General features: G+C 38.0%; 22 protein-coding genes and 1 riboswitch. Of the genes, 9 read left to right on the plus strand and 13 right to left on the minus strand.

Features of this window, described 5'->3' with window-relative positions:
- Nucleotides 1–4: 4 nt before the first annotated feature.
- From ACNQGS_RS26455 to ACNQGS_RS26480, 6 genes are all read right to left on the minus strand, one after another.
- Nucleotides 5–406, minus strand: a complete 402-nt coding sequence (locus ACNQGS_RS26455; RefSeq protein WP_423798752.1) for an acyl-CoA thioesterase — start codon at nt 404–406, stop codon at nt 5–7.
- A 184-nt stretch (nt 407–590) separates the two neighbouring features.
- Nucleotides 591–1,160 carry a TetR/AcrR family transcriptional regulator gene (locus tag ACNQGS_RS26460; protein ID WP_491489993.1) on the minus strand — a complete coding sequence of 190 codons (570 nt, stop codon included), beginning with the start codon at nt 1,158–1,160 and terminating at the stop codon, nt 591–593.
- Between the two features lie 110 nt (nt 1,161–1,270).
- A complete protein-coding gene (locus ACNQGS_RS26465; RefSeq protein WP_491489994.1) occupies nt 1,271–2,884 on the minus strand; it encodes a long-chain-fatty-acid--CoA ligase in 1,614 nt (537 codons plus the stop codon).
- Nucleotides 2,885–2,962: 78 nt separating this feature from the next.
- Nucleotides 2,963–3,715 (minus strand): SDR family NAD(P)-dependent oxidoreductase, encoded by a 753-nt coding sequence (locus ACNQGS_RS26470; RefSeq protein WP_491489995.1) that lies wholly within the window; start codon nt 3,713–3,715, stop codon nt 2,963–2,965.
- A gap of 320 nt (nt 3,716–4,035) precedes the next feature.
- Nucleotides 4,036–4,230: a hypothetical protein gene (locus ACNQGS_RS26475; protein ID WP_213120614.1), complete on the minus strand. Its 195-nt coding sequence runs from the start codon at nt 4,228–4,230 to the stop codon at nt 4,036–4,038.
- 134 nt (nt 4,231–4,364) lie between these two features.
- On the minus strand, nt 4,365–4,901 hold the full coding sequence (locus tag ACNQGS_RS26480) for a helix-turn-helix domain-containing protein (RefSeq protein ID WP_213145246.1): 537 nt from the start codon (nt 4,899–4,901) through the stop codon (nt 4,365–4,367).
- 172 nt (nt 4,902–5,073) lie between these two features.
- Between ACNQGS_RS26480 and ACNQGS_RS26485 the strand changes: the two genes are divergently transcribed.
- A complete protein-coding gene (locus ACNQGS_RS26485; RefSeq protein ID WP_491489996.1) occupies nt 5,074–5,955 on the plus strand; it encodes a VanW family protein in 882 nt (293 codons plus the stop codon).
- Between the two features lie 39 nt (nt 5,956–5,994).
- On the opposite strand, the gene ACNQGS_RS26490 is transcribed toward ACNQGS_RS26485, so the two are convergent.
- Nucleotides 5,995–6,354 (minus strand): hypothetical protein, encoded by a 360-nt coding sequence (locus ACNQGS_RS26490; RefSeq protein WP_491489997.1) that lies wholly within the window; start codon nt 6,352–6,354, stop codon nt 5,995–5,997.
- Nucleotides 6,355–6,460: 106 nt separating this feature from the next.
- Nucleotides 6,461–7,033 carry a YkoP family protein gene (locus tag ACNQGS_RS26495; RefSeq protein WP_491490011.1) on the minus strand — a complete coding sequence of 191 codons (573 nt, stop codon included), beginning with the start codon at nt 7,031–7,033 and terminating at the stop codon, nt 6,461–6,463.
- A 118-nt stretch (nt 7,034–7,151) separates the two neighbouring features.
- Here ACNQGS_RS26495 and ACNQGS_RS26500 point away from each other — a divergent pair, with 118 nt between their 5' ends.
- From ACNQGS_RS26500 to ACNQGS_RS26510, 3 genes are all read left to right on the plus strand, one after another.
- A complete protein-coding gene (locus ACNQGS_RS26500) occupies nt 7,152–7,862 on the plus strand; it encodes a class I SAM-dependent methyltransferase (protein WP_491489998.1) in 711 nt (236 codons plus the stop codon).
- A 147-nt stretch (nt 7,863–8,009) separates the two neighbouring features.
- Complete coding sequence (locus tag ACNQGS_RS26505) at nt 8,010–8,258, plus strand: hypothetical protein (RefSeq protein WP_491489999.1); 249 nt, start codon at nt 8,010–8,012, stop codon at nt 8,256–8,258.
- Nucleotides 8,259–8,381: 123 nt separating this feature from the next.
- Complete coding sequence (locus ACNQGS_RS26510) at nt 8,382–8,633, plus strand: sigma-G-dependent sporulation-specific acid-soluble spore protein CsgA (RefSeq protein WP_213120607.1); 252 nt, start codon at nt 8,382–8,384, stop codon at nt 8,631–8,633.
- A 244-nt stretch (nt 8,634–8,877) separates the two neighbouring features.
- Here ACNQGS_RS26510 and ACNQGS_RS26515 read toward each other — a convergent pair whose 3' ends face one another.
- The 3 genes from ACNQGS_RS26515 to ACNQGS_RS26525 form a co-directional block, all read right to left on the minus strand.
- Nucleotides 8,878–9,801: a YitT family protein gene (locus ACNQGS_RS26515; RefSeq protein WP_491490000.1), complete on the minus strand. Its 924-nt coding sequence runs from the start codon at nt 9,799–9,801 to the stop codon at nt 8,878–8,880.
- A gap of 561 nt (nt 9,802–10,362) precedes the next feature.
- Nucleotides 10,363–10,965: a hypothetical protein gene (locus ACNQGS_RS26520; RefSeq protein WP_491490001.1), complete on the minus strand. Its 603-nt coding sequence runs from the start codon at nt 10,963–10,965 to the stop codon at nt 10,363–10,365.
- 114 nt (nt 10,966–11,079) lie between these two features.
- Nucleotides 11,080–11,418: a YmaF family protein gene (locus tag ACNQGS_RS26525; RefSeq protein ID WP_491490002.1), complete on the minus strand. Its 339-nt coding sequence runs from the start codon at nt 11,416–11,418 to the stop codon at nt 11,080–11,082.
- Nucleotides 11,419–11,588: 170 nt separating this feature from the next.
- On the opposite strand from ACNQGS_RS26525, the gene ACNQGS_RS26530 reads away from it, so the two are divergent.
- From ACNQGS_RS26530 to ACNQGS_RS26540, 3 genes are read left to right on the plus strand one after another with little or no spacing between them, the layout of a single operon-like run.
- Nucleotides 11,589–11,792, plus strand: coding sequence for a DUF1657 domain-containing protein (locus ACNQGS_RS26530; protein ID WP_491490003.1), 204 nt, complete (start codon nt 11,589–11,591; stop codon nt 11,790–11,792).
- Nucleotides 11,793–11,849: 57 nt separating this feature from the next.
- The gene (locus ACNQGS_RS26535; RefSeq protein ID WP_491490004.1) at nt 11,850–12,056 is read left to right on the plus strand and encodes a DUF1657 domain-containing protein; all 207 of its coding nucleotides are present in this window, start codon (nt 11,850–11,852) and stop codon (nt 12,054–12,056) included.
- Between the two features lie 16 nt (nt 12,057–12,072).
- Nucleotides 12,073–12,933: a DUF421 domain-containing protein gene (locus tag ACNQGS_RS26540; RefSeq protein WP_491490005.1), complete on the plus strand. Its 861-nt coding sequence runs from the start codon at nt 12,073–12,075 to the stop codon at nt 12,931–12,933.
- 38 nt (nt 12,934–12,971) lie between these two features.
- Here the strand turns inward: ACNQGS_RS26540 and ACNQGS_RS26545 are convergent, their stop codons facing one another.
- Nucleotides 12,972–13,940 (minus strand): DMT family transporter, encoded by a 969-nt coding sequence (locus ACNQGS_RS26545; RefSeq protein WP_491490006.1) that lies wholly within the window; start codon nt 13,938–13,940, stop codon nt 12,972–12,974.
- A 220-nt stretch (nt 13,941–14,160) separates the two neighbouring features.
- On the opposite strand from ACNQGS_RS26545, the gene ACNQGS_RS26550 reads away from it, so the two are divergent.
- Nucleotides 14,161–14,775, plus strand: a complete 615-nt coding sequence (locus ACNQGS_RS26550) for a PH domain-containing protein (RefSeq protein WP_491490007.1) — start codon at nt 14,161–14,163, stop codon at nt 14,773–14,775.
- Between the two features lie 76 nt (nt 14,776–14,851).
- Here ACNQGS_RS26550 and ACNQGS_RS26555 read toward each other — a convergent pair whose 3' ends face one another.
- Nucleotides 14,852–15,667 carry a YitT family protein gene (locus ACNQGS_RS26555; protein WP_491490008.1) on the minus strand — a complete coding sequence of 272 codons (816 nt, stop codon included), beginning with the start codon at nt 15,665–15,667 and terminating at the stop codon, nt 14,852–14,854.
- Between the two features lie 271 nt (nt 15,668–15,938).
- Nucleotides 15,939–16,128: riboswitch (Lysine riboswitch) on the plus strand.
- Nucleotides 16,129–16,231: 103 nt separating this feature from the next.
- Here ACNQGS_RS26555 and ACNQGS_RS26560 point away from each other — a divergent pair.
- The gene (locus tag ACNQGS_RS26560) at nt 16,232–17,713 is read left to right on the plus strand and encodes an amino acid permease (protein ID WP_491490009.1); all 1,482 of its coding nucleotides are present in this window, start codon (nt 16,232–16,234) and stop codon (nt 17,711–17,713) included.
- Nucleotides 17,714–17,835: the final 122 nt, after the last annotated feature.

A 17,835-nucleotide genomic window follows, 5' to 3' on the forward strand; every position in this document is an offset into this window, starting at 1 on the left:
AACCCTATGAATACACCAGATGACTTTTCAGTTTATCTAATAAAACTTCTGGCAGCGGCTCACTTTGTTGTTTTTCAAAATCAAAGCAGACCATCACCGCATTCCCTTGGGCAATCAGTTTACTAGTTTGCGAACAAATGATTTCATGGTCTAGGTGAAAGCTTTTTGATCCAATTTTGGAGACACTTGTTTTAATTATTAATTGTTGATTGAAATACCCTTGGCTTATAAAATCACATTTCGTAGAAGCAAGGATAAAATTCCAATCCCGTGCATCAACTTGGTAGCCAATTGCTTCAAAAAAGCGAATCCTTGCTTCTTCAAGGTAAATGAAATAACTGGTATTATTGATATGGCCTAATGCGTCTGTTTCGCCGAAACGAACAGTTATCTGTATTTCGTGCATATTCTTCTTTTAAACCTCCGTCTCTACATTCGTTTTGAAAAACAAGCTTTCCAAATAAATGAAATGCACCATTCTTTTGATTTATACCTATTAATTCTGGAGTTTTTCACCAATACTAACCGGTTGGTATGTCCTCGATTTAAAAAGAGGGATTTAATCAGCATTAATATCCCTCTTTTTATTTCTATCCGCGTAATTGAATTCCCTTTAAAATCATATCGACAAATATCTCGCTGACCTCTTGGTCCGTATAAGCTCCCTTTGGGTTAAACCATTGATAACTCCAGTTTACGATCCCAAGAATCGCAAAAGATACAATGGATGCATTTAAATCTGGCCGAAATTCGCCATTTTTCATTCCAGCTTGAATCAGCTCCTCAGTATTTAAACGGAATTGATCCCGTTTCGGCACAATTAATGCAGCATGTTCCGGACTTAAATTTTTCATTTCTCTAAAAAAGATTTTTGCCGCACGGCCGCGAATCTTAATATCGGAAATTAACATTAAAATAATGTCAAATAATTTTTGCTTAAAGGTTTTTGACTCATCCCCTAAGATTTGCTCTTGGCGGCTCAATATTTCGCTAATATATCCAAGATGGATATCCATAAGCAGTTCTTCTTTACTTGAAAAATAATAGTAAAAGGTCCCTTTTGTCACCCCTAGTGTATCGACGATGTCTTGAATGGACGTTTCACTAAATCCTTTTTCTTCAAATAAGCGGATGCTTTGTTCCGTTATTTTTTCCTTCACCTTAATATCCTCACAATCATGTAAATATCTATTCGAGATTATACCATAAACTTTATCTCTTCTATAATATTGATTGCGTGAACTTTTTAAAAATTTTCATAAAGTGTGCCCTACTGTTTTAAAACTTCTTCTCTCAAGCTGCGGCGAAGGATTTTTCCAACTCCGGTTTTTGGCAGCTGTTCACGGAATTCCACATTGCGCGGCGCCTTATAGGCTGCAAGATTTTCTCTGCAATATTGAATAATCTCATCCTCTGTTGCCGTTTTTCCAGCTTTTAAGACGACATACGCCTTTACTGTTTCTCCTCTGTAAGGGTCCGGCACCCCGATGACAACAGCCTCTTGGACAGAAGGATGCTCATACAAAACCTCTTCGATATCACGAGGATAAATATTGAATCCTCCTGCGATGATCATGTCTTTTTTCCGGTCAACAATATATAAATAGCCATCTTCATCCACTTTGGCAATATCGCCTGTATACAACCAGCCATCCTTTAAGGTATTGGCCGTTTCCTCCGGCATGTTCCAGTACCCTTTCATAACCTGCGGCCCTTTAATAATTACTTCTCCTAGCTCGCCTGTCGGCACTTCTTCCGTTCCTGTTGATAAGTCGACAATTTTATATTCTGTTGAAGGTACTCCAATACCGACGCTGCCCGTTTTTCTCGGAGCAAATGGCGGGTTGCAGTGTGTTGTCGGTGATGCTTCCGATAATCCGTAGCCTTCCAAAATTTGCGCTCCTGTTTTACCTTCAAACTCACGAAGCAATTCAACCGGCATTGGCGCGCTTCCACTATTACATGTCCGAATACAATTTAAGCCGTATTCTTCAGCCTTTGGATGGTTAGTTAGAGCAACGTACATGGTTGGAACTCCAGGGAAGGTCGTTGGCTGTTCTGTTTTGATTGTATTCAACACCTCTTCAAGATCAAAACGCGGAAGCATAATGGACTCAGCGCCTGTATAGATGGAAAGATTCATACATGAAGTCATTCCAAATACATGAAAAAGAGGGATGACGGTTAAGCACTTCTCTTTGCCAAATTCCATTTCATGTTTAAAAAATTCCTGGCATTGAAGTACGTTAGCCAAAATATTGCGGTGTGTCAGCATGGCGCCTTTGGAACGGCCTGTTGTTCCGCCTGTATACTGAAGAACAGCAACATCGTGTTCAGGTTCAAATTCTACCGGAACCACAGTTCCATTGCCCTCCTGTAGGAAGCTTTCAAAGCTGCGATCCGGAGCAAAATCCTGTCCTGAAGGCTGAAGGCTGACAACAATAATATTTTTTAATGGAGTTTGCGCCTGCACGCTTTTCACCCTTGGGTAGAGGGCGTCAAGAACAACCATCGTTTCCGCACCGGAATCGTTTAGAATATGAATGAGTTCTCTTTCAACAGACATCGGGTTGACTTGTGTGACAATGCCGCCGGCGTTTAGGATGCCATAATAGGCAACCACATATTGCGGACAGTTTGGCAGCATGATGGCAACCCGATCGCCTTTTTGGACTTGGTTTTGCTGGATGGCCGAAGTAAATGCAAACGCTAGGGAGGATAGCTCTTTATAGCTTATTTTTTTTCCATAGAATGATAGAGCATTATGTTCCGGAAACTTTTCAGTAGTTTCTTTTAAAATATGACCTAACGGTATATTAGGAATTTCAATCGTCTTTGCAATAGACTCAGGATAATTTGCTAGCCATGCTTTTGGATAACTCATCGATATACCTCCGATTGATATTTATAGATCACAGTTCACTTTCGTTCTTGTCTAGCTGCAGCAGTTCCTCGTTTTCAATTAGAACGTCAGACCTCCGCCATCAACTGAAAGTGTTGCACCTGTTATAAAAGAGGCTTCATCTGATGCCAAAAATAAAACAGCATTTGCTACCTCTTCAGGATTGCCAATTCGGCCAAGGGCATTTGCCTTTGAGATGATCGGCCATTTCCACTCATTTTGTCTCCAGTTTTCAATGATTTTAGTATCAATGACACCAGGTGCAATCGCATTTACACGTATATTCTTTTTTCCATATTCAAGTGCGGCGTTTTTCGTCAAAATCACGACTCCGCCTTTAGATGCATTATAGGCTGACATGTACTTTTGCCCTTTTAATCCCAATAGACTTGCCGTGTTAACAATTGCCCCTCCGCCTGCTTTTATTAGCTCAGGAACCGCGTACTTAATGCCAAGGAAAACTCCTTTTAAATTAATATCAACGACTTTGTCCCATTCATCTTCTGATAAATCCGTGCTTTTTACCTCGGAATTGCCAATTCCAGCGTTGTTGAACATGATATTTAAAGAGCCGAAGGTATTCGTTGTTGTACTAATCAATTCTTTTATTTGGTTGGAGTCTGCAACGTCTGTTTTTACGAAGATTGCTTTTCCTCCTGCGTTTTCTATGATGCTGACCGTTTCCTCACCACCAAGGGAATCAACGTCTGCTACTGCTACCGCTGCCCCTTCCTGTGCAAATCGGATGGCCGCTGCTCGCCCAATCCCGCTTCCTCCGCCGGTTACAATGGCTGTTTTGCCTGAAAATCTCATAAACTATCAAACCTCACTTTTCTCAAATTTAGGTATAGTTAGTTTGAACGCGCTTACATTATCATCTTAGATGCCCGCATAAAAATTGTTCGCGATTCTTATACTAACCGGTTGGTATGTAATAACTATAATTATACTATTCAAAAAGTAATAATTCAAATTCTTTTCTAAATATTCTAATAAATTTTTACAATTTTCGCATTGAAAATAAAGAAAACTCGCCGATTGGCGAGCCCCTAAGGGTGAAGACAGAGGCATAGTTGCACTTATACTTTCTTATTAGCTGGAAAGAGGCTGTCCCATTTGACAGCCCCTCCTTATTAAAATCTTTTTTGCATTTTTTTCTGTTTGTTCATCACTTCATACGATTTTTCAATAATATCTGTCAGAACATCACCCTTATAGATTCTACCAAGCTTTAATCCTTGCTGGTAATACTCGACAATCTCATCAAGTTTCGCCGCGGTGTCCTTCGAAATTCTTACATTCAATTGAATTCTGTCATTTTGCTCCAAAACAGACACTCCCGTTTCTTATGTTAGCAGTTTGCTAGCATTCTCCTATTCTTTTGTTATCTAATGCTAATATAGCATATTTCTACAATTTTTTCATTTTTTCTATAAAAAAGAGACTAGTGACCTAGTCCCCATTACTCCATTTTCTCCCCAGGTATGAAAATATTCGATATTATCCTGCTTCTTCTTCCTTTCTCAGGCTTATTTTGTGATATGTTCGCATATACAGCTGTAAGTTGCTTGATAAATTCCCTAAATTCTTCATCATTTAAATAAAAAGTCCCCTGCCGAAAGCTTACTCCATCAGCAACTAAATCAATGTTTTCCTGGTTTAAATAGCGCTCAAATTCCCCCATCAAATTGGCCAAAAATTTGATAAAGAAGCCCATATGTTCGTCCTTAGACATGTTATTCATTTCTTCTGGACTAACTGCCATTCCTGTTTGATGAATGGAATAAACCTTCTCAACCGTCCCGCGGATCGGCACTTCTGCAACAACTTGAATCACTTCGGCATCCGCCAATTTTTTGATATTTCGATAAAGAGATGCTTGCGGAATGTCAGGAAGCAATTCTTTTAATTGCTGCGCCGTCAGTTCTTGGTTTATTAATTGTTGAATGATTCTCATTCTGACCGGGTGTAATATAACATCAACTTTGGAATCCTTCATAAATAATTACTCCTAAATTTCATTATCATTATCAATAATGATAATATTATATTTTATTAATTTTGTAAACCCATATTCCCCATTTTTTAAAAAAATGCCTGTAAAGAATTCCTTTTTTAGCTACATGAAAGATAAAATTTCAACTCATATTATAATGAGGAGGTTTTGTAATATGGGATTATCGTTGTTTCTTGGCTTTTGGCTGGCTGTTCAATCTGTCTCTCAGCTTGATTATTTGACAATTACAAAGGACGACAGCACCATAGCAAAGATTAGCCGAGTGGACTTTTTCTCCCCCTATACAGATTTACCAATTATTAACACTAAAAAATATGACCAATTTTTAGACCAACTGGATAAAAAGGTTTCCGATCAGCCTGAAAATGCAAGTCTTGACCATAATGGAAATATCATACCCGAAAAGGTAGGCTCTCAAATCCATCGCCAAGCCTTTACGGAGCGGTTTTATACTTATTTTTATAACAATACCCCGAACAGATTGGAAATTCCGATGGTCACCGTTTACCCAAAGGTAGACAGTGAACTTCTAAATGAAATCAGTACAGTAAGAATTGGCCGTTATGTAACTTCATTTAATTCGTCTAATAAAAACCGAACCACAAATATTAAATTAGCTGCCCAAGCTATTAATAATTATGTTGTCTTTCCAGGTGAGACGTTTTCGTTTAACAAGGTGGTCGGAAAACGGACAAAAGCCAAGGGCTACTTAACAGCAAAGGTAATTGTCAGAGGAGAATATGCAGAAGATATCGGAGGCGGAATTTGCCAGGTTTCTTCGACCCTTTTTAATGCTGTCGATAACGCTGGACTTGAAATTGTGGAGCGTTTTTCCCACAGCCGTAAAGTTCCATATATTCCACCAGGCAGAGATGCTACGGTCAGTTGGTATGGACCTGATTTTGTTTTTAAAAATAAATACAGCCAGCCTGTTTTAATCCGAGCAAGAACACTCGGTGGTTTGCTGATTATAAAGGTTTTCACTTCAGAAACAAGCAATTACATTCCAAGAAAAATTCCAAATCCCCGTTATTAAAAAGAGGCTGACATTTAAGACAGCCTCTTCGTTTGTATATTAGTGACGATCATTATTTAAGGCACTCTTTAACAACTCTTCAGAGAACTCAGTTAAAGCTGCATTATCCATCTTATCGAGGTTCATATTTGGCACCAAATTTTTTACTGCATTATTCATACCTTCGAGGTTAATATTTGGTGCCATGTTTTTAACTGCATTATTCATTCCTGTGAAATTCATATTTGGTGCAATGCTTTTAACCGCATCTTTAATAGGCAGGCCGAAGTCGTTTCGTTTTCCTCTCGTTATCCCATAAACGACTGCACCGATTCCTATAAGAGATGCCCACATGGCTCCATTATTCCTTCTTTTAGGCCTAAACATTTTTAAAAACGGCATTCTGCTTAGATTTCTCATGCTATGCACCCCTTAACGCTAAATGTGAAGAATGTCTTACACCCTTCCATTTGCTTAATTTGTACAGTTTTTAAAGGAGTATGAGAAGGAATCCATAGATAATTTGTTATTTCTCGGAAGAATCCGGCCTATATCTCGAATAAAGCGTTTCCTTGGACAAAAATAAATACGTTAGATGATACTTTTGAAAATTTCTTAAAGAGGAATTGGAGAGAAAATAAATGGGCAACTGTCCAAGCTTCTTAAAAAAGCAGTAAATGCGGCTTTTCGGTCTAAAACATTCAAATCCTAGAGCTTTAACACCGCGGTCGAGAGATGTAATACCAATTATTCCTATTATTTTTTTCTCATCGGGATGTTCCTTGAGATAACTTGCTAATGCCGGCATGGAATGTAAAACGAGCCTATACGTAAGTTTTGCTCTTTTTAAATCGTTTTTAATCTTGCCTATTTCCGAAATAATACGGACATTATGTAAATGAATTTTTAACAGCAGATCATTTTTATCAATTTTTGTCCCGTCAGAGAGAATATATTTTTTTCCCTTATATTTAGTTAACCTAACCCTGAATACAGAAGGTTTATTATTCACATCCCCTATATAATGTAATCGGGAGAAAAGATAAAAAAGTGGATCAAACAATTTCCAAATCCATAATAATGTGCTTCGTATCCCCATATCCTTCACTCCATTTCTTACCCTGGCTCATGTTTATATTTTATAAATAACCTGTGAAAAGAGAACCTATTATAGCCCTTTTTCATAAGATGCAAAAAAGAAATAGGGTGGTGTGTCTATGGGAGGCCTAACATACATTGATTTCCTTGCCAAGTTTGGCATTGGTGGTGCCCATCCCGGTGGATTTGGATTAACAAAAAATATGCTTTTGCAAGAAAAAATTACACAGAATTCTTATATATTAGATGCAGGATGCGGAACTGGACAGACATCTGCCTATTTGTATGAGCAATATAAGGCAAACGTGTTTGGATTGGAACTTAACCCTATTATGATTGAAAAAGCTCAGAACCGTTTCCAAAACAGACAGCTTCCCATTCAATTAGTTCAAGGTTCTATAGAACAAATTCCATTTAAAGATGAAACCTTTGATTTTGTCCTTTCAGAATCTGTTTTAGCCTTTGTTAATAAACCAAAGGCCTTAAAGGAGCTGTTTAGGGTATTAAAAAAAGGTGGCCGTTTTCTAGCTAATGAGATGACCATAAACAAAAAACTTACTGCCCAGGAAGAAATGGAAATTAAAGAGTTTTACGCAGTCGATTCCCTGCTCCTAGAGGAGGATTGGAGAAAGCTTTTAAAAGAAACTGGCTTTCACGATACCAAGCTAAGTGTGCATCCGCTTGATTTCGTTAATGGCAATACTGGACAGGAATTTAATTTCTCCGCAAATTTTGAGCCCGAGCTTTTTGGTATTCTGAATCAGCATGGAAACATTCTTGTTAAGTACCATGATATCTTGAGCCACCGAATTATTACTTGTACGAAATAGTAAAAAAACAGCCCTTAAATTCAAAATTGAATGAAGGGCTGTTTTCTTTTTATTACAAAATGGGACGAGATTTGGTTGTTTGCCCTTACAGAAATAGGACTTCCCTCATATTTTATAGCAAGTACAGGTGATTGGAGGAATTAACGAGTGCAATTGAATTATGAACAAGCGCGTCGGTTGGAAGGTCAAATGATTCATTTTAAAAATAAAGAGGGCGAATGGTCAATTGGAAAAGTGAAAAAGGTGAGAAAAGACGGACTTGAGATTAAGGAATTATCCGCCTCTTCAGGCTCTAGTGATGGTTATGGCTTCCCTTTCTTTGGACCTCCGTTTTTTGGACCGCCAGTCTTCTTCCCGTTTGTTGGATTTGGCTTCGGTTTTCCATTAATCTTTTAATGCAAGTACGACATGTACTTGCTTTTTTTCTTGATTTCACCAAAAATAATTTCCAGACCCCGTTCCAGTGAATATTAATAGCCTTTCGATGAAAAATAAGGACGTGAAAGGATGGGTGAAATCATGGATAAAACCTTGGGATATCTTCGCGAAATTTTATCTAATTATACTGATAACCATACAGATGGCAAACAAGTATATCAAAAGCTCGTAAAAGGGCATTATCATTCTGAAGGGGATTTTGTCCGGGATTTAAGCAGTAAAGAAATGGACTTTTTAAATAAAATCCTGCCTGATGAAATTAAATATGCACGTGAGGAACAAGACGAGAAGAGAGCTTACCAACTGAATGAGGTTTATGAACTATTACTATAAGCAAGTAAAGATGGCAGAGCATTCTGCCATCTTTTTTGGAAATTTTGCTTTTTTTGCACTCTTTATTTCCTAGGTAAGCGCATAGTGTGACAAAACATGCAGTTACTTTAGATTCATTTTCATCATAAATCGACAATTAATTTTCAGAATTTACAATTTATTCACGTAGCTTTCTTGATATTAAGACCAAAAACGACAAATTACCTTTTTCGGCAATAAACTAGAATTTCCATCATTTTTCTTATTAATGGATATCTCTTTTTTTGAATCTTCCGCCCCTTACTTCGGCAATATCTGCAACAGCTAAAAAGGCATGATCATCGTAATCGGTGACAATTTCCTTCAATTTCGCTTCCTCAAGACGATTGATGACGCAAAAAATCACTTTTTTGTCATCTCCGGAAAAAGCACCTTCTCCATTTAGATATGTGACACCACGTCCAAGTCGATGCAGAATGGCATCGCCTATTTGTCTGGCATTGTCACTGATAATCCAAACTGACTTGGATTCATCAAGGCCGGTAATCGTAATATCAATCGTTTTGTAGGCAACAAAATAGGCTATTAAAGAATACATAGCGCGGTCCCATGTAAAAACAAAGCCTGCACTTCCAAGAATAAAGAGGTTAAAGAACATAATAATCTCCCCGACCGAAAACGGGAGTTTATTATTAAAAAGAATGGCTAATATTTCTGTACCATCTAAAGATCCTCCATACCGTATAACTATACCAACCCCTATTCCGAGGACAACTCCTCCAAATATGGTCGCAAGGAGAATATCTTGTGTAAAGGCTGGAACTGGATGGAGTAATGTAGTAGCGATGGAAAGAATGATAATACCATATAGTGTAGAGAGAGCAAACGTTTTTCCGATTTGTTTATAGCCGATAAAGAAAAAAGGGATATTTAGAATAAAAAGGAATATTCCCAAATTCCATCCTGTTAGATATGATAGCATAATGGAAATTCCGGTAATTCCGCCATCAATAACATTATTGGGAACGAGAAAGATTTCTAGTCCGACCCCCATTAGGGTGGCACCAAGGGTGATTAATAAAATGCGTTGGAGAATTTTCTTTTTTGTCAATTTTCGATGGTGGATTTTTTCTAGTTCTGCTGCAAGTTCCTGCTGCTCCTTTAGGTTAAGATCTTGAATTCCTGTCATTATCCTGCCCCTTTCATTTTAATTCCTATAAATAGAATACCGAATAATGGCACCTATGTATAATACTTTGCATCTTTATTCACAAATAAAAAAAGAAACTGCTTTATTTTTAAAGCAGCTCCTTTTTATTAACAACTTAGGAGACCCAACCATGAAATCAGCCAATTACTTTTTCAATTTCATTCCCAATTAGCTTATGTAAATCTAATTGGAAACTATGAAAGATCAGCCGATTTTGTGTTTGTTCCGTTGAAGGAATTAATTCACATGTTAAATGGAATTCAAATCCCTTTTAAAACAAACATCATTTTCGGTATTGGACCGATGACTCTTTATTCCGTTTTTGCTGGAATAGTTTTACCTTACTACTTCGTTCACAAACGGAACGAACACGTATGGTTGAGCCTCCTAAGTTGTTAGGTTTGTGTATTTTCTTTACACTTTTATTATAGCACCCAAAAATGAGCATAACCGCATTACTTGTGGCAGTTCTGTGAACATTTGGAAAAAATCATTAAAAAGGTCTGCCCCTAACGAGAGTGAGTCAGACCCTTAATTTTTCTAATCGACAATCGGATTCTTAAAATTATCCGTAACGAGGATGTTGTATTTATTAATTTTATCTTCTATTCTTCTTATGTTTTCCCTAAATTTAACATCATAAGGAATTGTAATCACGCTGCCATCTTTTTTTTCGAATTGATATTGGTAATATTGAGTCGTCCCTTGGTGGTTTCTATAGACAATCTTTACTTTTGCAATTTCCTCCCACCCATACTCTTCTTCCGTTAAACTCGTTAAAGAATTATTATGGATTCCTTTTTCATCTATGTAGTAATACGTAGTTAAACTTAAGATAAATGCTGGAATGGAAATTATAAGAAGGAAAACTGTCGTCCATTTAAATTTCGGTCCTTCCCACCGTTGTCTAAAAATGAGGTAAACGGTTAATACCAATGCTGCGTAAAGCATTCCTGCCATAAAGGTGATATAAGCCGAAAAAGGTGTTGCAAAAAGCCATTGGGAACGGGAATAATATACAAGGCTCTGATAAGACGCAACAACTACAAATGGTACAAACAAACTGCTTATGTACAAAATAATTGTATAAGCTGCCAATTTAACTGAGTTTTCATCTGTTGAACTATTTCTTTTCAATAACACATTTAACCCCCCTCTAACCAATTTTACCTTAATTTTACAAAAAATTTACAACCTTTGAATAAATAAAGCACAAAAAAAGAGCCGCCTTTATATGAAGGACAGCCCCTTTTAGATTTATTTTGTTCCCGGTGCTGGGTGGTCGACACCTTTGACATGATGGCTATGGCCATCATCTTCACTCGTATGGAAATCGTAATAATGAACATGCATTCCGTTTCCAACCTGGATCGCTGGACCTGAGTAGGCACGGTAATGATGGGTATGACCATCTTCAAATAAAACATATCCCTCCGTATAATGAATATGCCCTCCGTCCTGAGTTGGAATCGGCGGCGAGGTTACATCTAGGCACTGGTGTACATGCCCGGCACTCATCCCTGTATAGTCAACAGAACCGTGGTTATGATGCGGGACAAACCCTGCTGTAAAATCATCCTTTCCTATTTTCGACAATCCCTCCACCCCCAAAAATAGTCCTTTTTTCATTCCATCTATATGCACGAAAATTAAAATTTATAAATGACCATTCCCAGATTTTCAACATATTGGCTATACATAAGTCAAATTATCATACGCAAACTATCAGAGTAAGAATTATTTCTTCAAGAAAGAAGGGAAATGGAATGACTGTAGGTACACAAGTTAAACAGACTTTGGCAGGTTTAAAATCGGCTCAGGCTAGTTTTGAATCGTTTGCTTTGCAGACTGAAAACCAAAGCGCCAAGCAAATTTATCAGCAGGCGGCTCAGCAAACGCAGACGATCATTGACAGTGTTGAACCGCGCATCCAGGAAATTATAGCCGAAGAACCGCAATACAATCAGTAAAAGATAGGTTGGCGATTTCGCCAACCCATTTTCTATTTTAATAAGGAGGAGCAAAATATGACAGTTGCATCAAATGTTAAACAATGTCTTGCCTCCCTAAAAGGGATTGAATCGCAGCTATCATCATTGGCGTTAAATTCTTTGGATCAAAGCGCGAAAGAAGCATTTCATGAATCAATGTTTACGATAGGAAAAATAAAAAAAGATCTTCAATATCGTGTTTTAGAACTTGAAAGACTAGAACCGCAATATAAGGGCTCATGATTTGGGGTGAACTGAAGTGAACGGATTTGTTGAAATTATCCTCCGCTCTTTTCTTTTTATTGGACTCTTATTCCTAACCACAAAATTGGTTGGAAAGAAGCAAATATCCCAGCTTACCTTTTTTGAATATGTTTCTGGAATCACCATTGGAAGTATCGCGGGCGAAGCCATTACAGGGCTGGAAAAGAATTATTTGCACGGGGCCGCGGCCATTATTTTATTTGGAATTGTGGCAATTTTAGTGGACTACTTATCCTTAAAGAGTAAATATTTTCGTGATTTCGCAGAAGGCAAAGGAACAGTAATTATTAAAGATGGAAAAATACTTGAGGATAATTTAAAAAAGGAAAGGTTTACCATCGACGAGATTTCCACTCTTCTTCGAGAAAAAAATATTTTTAAAGTGGCAGATGTGGAGTTTGCAATCCTAGAGCCACGTGGAAAACTAACAGCTCTATTAAAAAGGGAAAATCGGCCATTAACCCCTAAAGATTTACAAATGAAAATGGCAAATGAGAAGGAACCAAATACGATTATTATGGATGGCAATATCATCGAAGAAGGTTTGCGTGCCGCGGGAAAAAACAGAGCCTGGTTGTACACAGAATTAGAAAAGCTTGAAGTTACCCTTGACAATGTTTTTCTTGGTCAAGTAGATTCTTTTGGTGAGATTACGGTTGATCTTTATGATGATAAAATTCAGGTACCCGCCCCAACTCAGCGGCCTCTATTAATGGCCAGTCTAAAAAAGGCTCAGGCGGATTTGGAAATTTTCTCATTATCAACAGATTGCGAAAAATCTAAAGACATGTATAAGGAAAATGCAGCTTTAATGCAAGGATTAATAGACAAACTCGAGCCATACTTAAATGGATAACGAAAAAGAGGCTGTCCCTATAGCCTCTTTTTTAAATGCTAAGCACTTTCCTTGCTGGCACTGAGCGGTGCCTTTTTATGAGTTGCATAGCTGTGAAGAACCATACCACCCATTACAAGCAGCATTCCCAGCCAAGAAACGGCATTTGGCAAAGGGGTATTTAGGAGCCATACTTCCCCAATTAGAGCAAATAAAACTTCCATTGCCTGTGTTGCTTCTACAGCGGCTAGCTTTTGCATATTTCCTCTTACCAAGTCAGTAGCCTGAAAAAACAGGATGGTAGCTATTACCCCGGAAGAAATAGCCACTAACCCGGATTGAAATGTTTGCCCTATACTTGGTGGTCCCACTGTAACTAGGCCATATATGGACAAAATCAGCCAAAAAGGCATGCTTGCCAAAGTCATTCCAAGAACACGCTGGAAAACATCAAGTCTTCCACCGCAAAGATCCATCATTTTACGATTTCCAAGCGGGTAAGCAAAAGAAGCAATTATAACAGGCATTACTCCTAATACGATTGCTTTCACTGAAAGAGTACCGGCCTGCTCAAGCTGCATTAAAACGATTCCCAGCAGAATGATTAATGACATTGCCAGTCCTTTAAAGGGAATTTTCCCTCTCACTATTATTGGGCCATTTATGGTCATGACCTTTTCATAAAAAAGCGGAGCTAAAAGGGAACCGGAAATAATGGTTATTTGCCATGTTGCAGCAATTAGCCAACCGGGGGCATAGGAAGCAGAAAAACAAAGCGGTGCATAAAACAAACCGAAGCCAATACCACTCCACAAAACCCATTTTCCTGGTGCCGTTTTCAGCTCTTTCAAGAGCGGCTTAAGATTTTTCCTCCCCATTACAATAAGCAATAGAAATGGAATCATAAAGAAATATCTTAGTGATGCACTCCAAACCCAGCTGCCACCAGCAAGGTCCATTGCCCTGTTTAAAATAAATGTAAATGCAAAAAAGAAAGCGGCAAAGATGCCTAAGACGATAGGACGCATTGTATTCCCCTTTAAATTTTGTCAGCTTTGAAAATTTTAACACTCCAAAGTATAACAGATTTCTGAATAATTTGTTAATATTGATTTTCCCTTAAAATAAAATACATACTCTCAAAATGTTGGAAATAAATTTAAAATTGTCATTCAAATTACGAAACCTCAGTGCCTCCTATTCGTACATAAGAATGGCAAATATTATAAGTAGAGAGAGGTTGACACAATGTTTGGAAAAGTGGCTTCAGATTTGTTGGGATTAAGTGATGTAGGGTCGGTGATTAAGCCTTCCGATTATGATAAGGTGGATGCCGATGATTACGTGATGCATGAGGATAATGAAAAGATTTATTTCTTAATTAAATCAAAATCTGATGAGTATTGCTTTACAAACAATGCTCTCATCCATCTTGATGGTACTAGTGCTACAAGCAAAAAGCGGATGCTTCATCGGTACAGCTATGCCACAAATAAAATATCAGATGTAATGTTGGAAACGGCTGGTACAGTCGACCTAGACGTGGAAATCAAATTCAAAATCGGGTCTCAGCCTTTCTCCATTGACATTCATAAAAAGCATATCGAGGAAGTCAAAGATTTATACAAGGCACTTATAAAAATTTCCGAGATTACCCATGAAAATGAAATTTCCCTTCAGTTTGCCAAGCAAAGCCTCGATGTCGCTTCCACAACATTAGGGCGCGTCTCCACTTCGGACAACAATTTGGTTGTTCAATTTAAAATGTTAAATCAGGCAGCATTCCAGTGGCTCGAGGAAAGTAAAAAACAATATTGTGTCAAAGATTTTGGCTTTGTTTTTGAAAAATATATAAACAATTAAAAATACAAAATAGAGGCCGTCTCATAAAGGGAACTAAACTCCCACGGTATTGAGACGGCCTCTATTTTTAAAAACATTATTGCGGGCTTGGCCGATGAAACAACCCCATTACTTCTATCGTTTCTGTAATATTTACAAAAGCTGTCGGATCAACTTCAGAAATTAAAGATTTAACCTCGTTTAACTCATATCTTGAAATGACCGATATTAAAATCTTTCGGCTGCCATTTGTATATCCTCCAACCCCATCCATAATGGTGAGTCCACGGTATAAGTTGGCCACCAAATGATTTCTCATTTCTTCGCCCTTTTCTGTTATGATCATTAAAGTTAATTTGACATGGTCCGTATAGATAGCGTCAACCACTTTGCCTGTAACAAAAATCGAAACCAACGTATTGAGGGCCGCATCCCAATTGAATAAAAATCCGCTAATTACAATGACAACCGCGTTCATTCCGGAGAGGAGCACCCCGATTGGGAAGTCTTTCTTCCGGGAAACAATCATTCCGATGATATCAAATCCACCCGTTGAACCCGAGCTTCGAAATACGATTCCAACCCCCAGACCGGTCAAAGCTCCGCCAAATATTGATGAGAGGATGGTATCTTTCGCGACTGGAAATACTGGTACTAAAAAAAGTCCTAAAGAAATAACGAACACTGAAAAGATTGAATTAAAGATAAATCTTTTTCCCAGCATTTTATAGCCAATGATTAATAGGGGAAGGTTCAACAAAAGATTAGCCACCCCTGTGTTTATGGGGGTAATCATTCCTATTATCATCGAAATTCCGCTCATCCCGCTACTTAAAACTTCGTGAGGGATGAGGAAAAGATTGAATGCAGCTACAATTATAAAAGAGCCGATAATAATTCCAACAATCTGCATGAATATTTCTCCTGTCTTTCCACTATTTATTTAAAAAAATGATAACGATTCATAGCTAGGATGTAAACTAATTAATATATTTAAAAAACAATTAATTATCTGGAAAATAGCACCCTAAGAATAAGTTGAATAATTATAAAGGCATATTACATTAATATTCACCTAGCAAAAACCCCTAATCCCTCGTTTCCAATATATAATATTGACAAATTTATTAAAACATATATACTCTAGTAATATATCATTTTTAATATTAAATCCTCATCAAAACCGATGAGGTAGAGGTCGCGGTTTTTATCAGTAAAATGGACGAGACGCAGAGATGTTTTTGACTCCGTTTGAAAGGAAAAGCTGCCGAAGTGTGTTTTTCTCTCTGGAGAAATATGCTGGGGCTGTCTCCGAACAGGAACAGAACTGTCACGTTTAGCCTTACCAGCTTTACGTGTTGAGCTATCTTTCGGAAGGTATGATGCGGGGTATATACAAATGCCATCGAATCTGCTTCGAGGGCATTTTTTATTCCAAACTCCTTCCAATAAAAAAATTTTAAAAGGAGTCATAAACATGCAAACAGCTCAGGTAAGAAAAGACGAAATTTACAATAGGCCCACGGGTCCAAAAAATGATAAAAATGAATTAAGACGGAGCTTAAAGTCCCGCCATCTTACGATGATATCTCTTGGCGGAACTATCGGGACCGGATTATTTCTTGCCAGCGGCGGAGCTATCCATAGTGCGGGACCTGGTGGAGCGATTCTTTCATATCTTGTCATTGGCATTATGGTTTATTTCTTAATGCAAAGTTTAGCTGAAATGGGTGCCTACATGCCGGTAGCAGGAAGCTTTAGTACCTATGCTACGAAATTCGTGGATCCATCCCTTGGTTTTGCCCTAGGCTGGAACTATTGGTACAACTGGGCCATTACGATTGCAGCAGAACTTTCTGCAGTAACAATGATTATGAAATTTTGGTTTCCAGATTCTCCTTCACTTTTATGGAGCAGCATCTTTTTAGTTATCATGTTCTTGTTAAATTATCTTTCTGTTAAGGGATTTGGCGAGGCGGAATATTGGTTCTCATTAATTAAAGTTGTAACTGTTGTGATCTTTATCATTGCTGGTACGTTAATGATTTTTGGAATTATGGGAAATGAAGCAATTGGCCTTAAAAACTTTACAGTTGGAGATGCACCATTCCATGGCGGATTCATGGCCATGCTGGGAATCTTTATGGCAGCTGGATTTTCCTTCCAAGGAACTGAACTTTTAGGTGTTGCAGCAGGTGAAACAGACAACCCAGAAAAATCAATCCCACGTGCAGTAAAGCAAGTTTTTTGGCGAATTCTTTTATTCTATGTGTTAGCTATTCTTGTTATCGGTCTTATTATTCCTTATACAAATGAAAACCTTGCTAATGGAGACGTTGCTGTAAGTCCATTTACGCTTGTTTTCCAAAAAGCCGGAATCGCATTTGCTGCTTCTGTCATGAATGCAGTCATTTTAACAGCTGTTTTATCAGCAGGTAATTCAGGAATGTATGCATCGACTCGGATGCTTTGGGATTTGGCACGTCAAGGAAAAGCACCAAAATTTCTTGGTAAATTGAACAAAAATGGTGTGCCAGTTAATGCTTTAATTGTAACAGCATTAGTCGGAACACTTGCTTTTCTGGCATCCCTTTTTGGCGATGGTACAGTTTATGTATGGCTTTTAAATGCTTCAGGTATGTCCGGCTTTATCGCGTGGTTAGGAATTGCGATTTGTCATTATCGCTTCCGCAGAGCTTATGTGGCACAAGGCAAAGACTTAAACTTATTGCCATATAAATCAAAGTTGTTCCCATTTGGCCCAATCTTTGCTTTTGTTGTTTGCGCCATTGTCGTAATTGGGCAAAACTATTCAGCATTTATGGGCGACCATATTGATTGGAACGGTGTATTAGTATCCTATATCGGTCTGCCATTATTCCTTATCCTTTGGTTAGGCTATAAATTCACAAAGAAAACAAAGGTAATTCCTTTGGAGAAGTGTGATTTAAATAATTAAAATAAAAGAGGCTGTCCCAAAAGTGTAACTTTTAGGGGCAGCCCCTTTTTTATGTATGGCTCTTTTAAATATGTCTGTTGATTTCCGCTCCAGGCGCTTCGCTTTCCGCGGGCGTGCCGGGA

The organism is Neobacillus sp. PVCKKU3, assembly GCF_058323225.1.

Bases quoted from the DNA above. Each gene is read 5' to 3' on its own strand.
- ACNQGS_RS26455 (WP_423798752.1), bottom strand. From the start codon at position 406: ATGCACGAAATACAGATAACTGTTCGTTTCGGCGAAACAGACGCATTA.
- ACNQGS_RS26465 (WP_491489994.1), bottom strand. From the start codon at position 2,884: ATGAGTTATCCAAAAGCATGGCTAGCAAATTATCCTGAGTCTATTGCA.
- ACNQGS_RS26470 (WP_491489995.1), bottom strand. From the start codon at position 3,715: ATGAGATTTTCAGGCAAAACAGCCATTGTAACCGGCGGAGGAAGCGGG.
- ACNQGS_RS26480 (WP_213145246.1), bottom strand. From the start codon at position 4,901: ATGAAGGATTCCAAAGTTGATGTTATATTACACCCGGTCAGAATGAGA.
- ACNQGS_RS26485 (WP_491489996.1), top strand. From the start codon at position 5,074: ATGGGATTATCGTTGTTTCTTGGCTTTTGGCTGGCTGTTCAATCTGTC.
- ACNQGS_RS26490 (WP_491489997.1), bottom strand. From the start codon at position 6,354: ATGAGAAATCTAAGCAGAATGCCGTTTTTAAAAATGTTTAGGCCTAAA.
- ACNQGS_RS26495 (WP_491490011.1), bottom strand. From the start codon at position 7,033: ATGGGGATACGAAGCACATTATTATGGATTTGGAAATTGTTTGATCCA.
- ACNQGS_RS26500 (WP_491489998.1), top strand. From the start codon at position 7,152: ATGGGAGGCCTAACATACATTGATTTCCTTGCCAAGTTTGGCATTGGT.
- ACNQGS_RS26510 (WP_213120607.1), top strand. From the start codon at position 8,382: ATGGATAAAACCTTGGGATATCTTCGCGAAATTTTATCTAATTATACT.
- ACNQGS_RS26515 (WP_491490000.1), bottom strand. From the start codon at position 9,801: ATGACAGGAATTCAAGATCTTAACCTAAAGGAGCAGCAGGAACTTGCA.
- ACNQGS_RS26530 (WP_491490003.1), top strand. From the start codon at position 11,589: ATGACTGTAGGTACACAAGTTAAACAGACTTTGGCAGGTTTAAAATCG.
- ACNQGS_RS26535 (WP_491490004.1), top strand. From the start codon at position 11,850: ATGACAGTTGCATCAAATGTTAAACAATGTCTTGCCTCCCTAAAAGGG.
- ACNQGS_RS26545 (WP_491490006.1), bottom strand. From the start codon at position 13,940: ATGCGTCCTATCGTCTTAGGCATCTTTGCCGCTTTCTTTTTTGCATTT.
- ACNQGS_RS26550 (WP_491490007.1), top strand. From the start codon at position 14,161: ATGTTTGGAAAAGTGGCTTCAGATTTGTTGGGATTAAGTGATGTAGGG.
- ACNQGS_RS26555 (WP_491490008.1), bottom strand. From the start codon at position 15,667: ATGCAGATTGTTGGAATTATTATCGGCTCTTTTATAATTGTAGCTGCA.
- ACNQGS_RS26560 (WP_491490009.1), top strand. From the start codon at position 16,232: ATGCAAACAGCTCAGGTAAGAAAAGACGAAATTTACAATAGGCCCACG.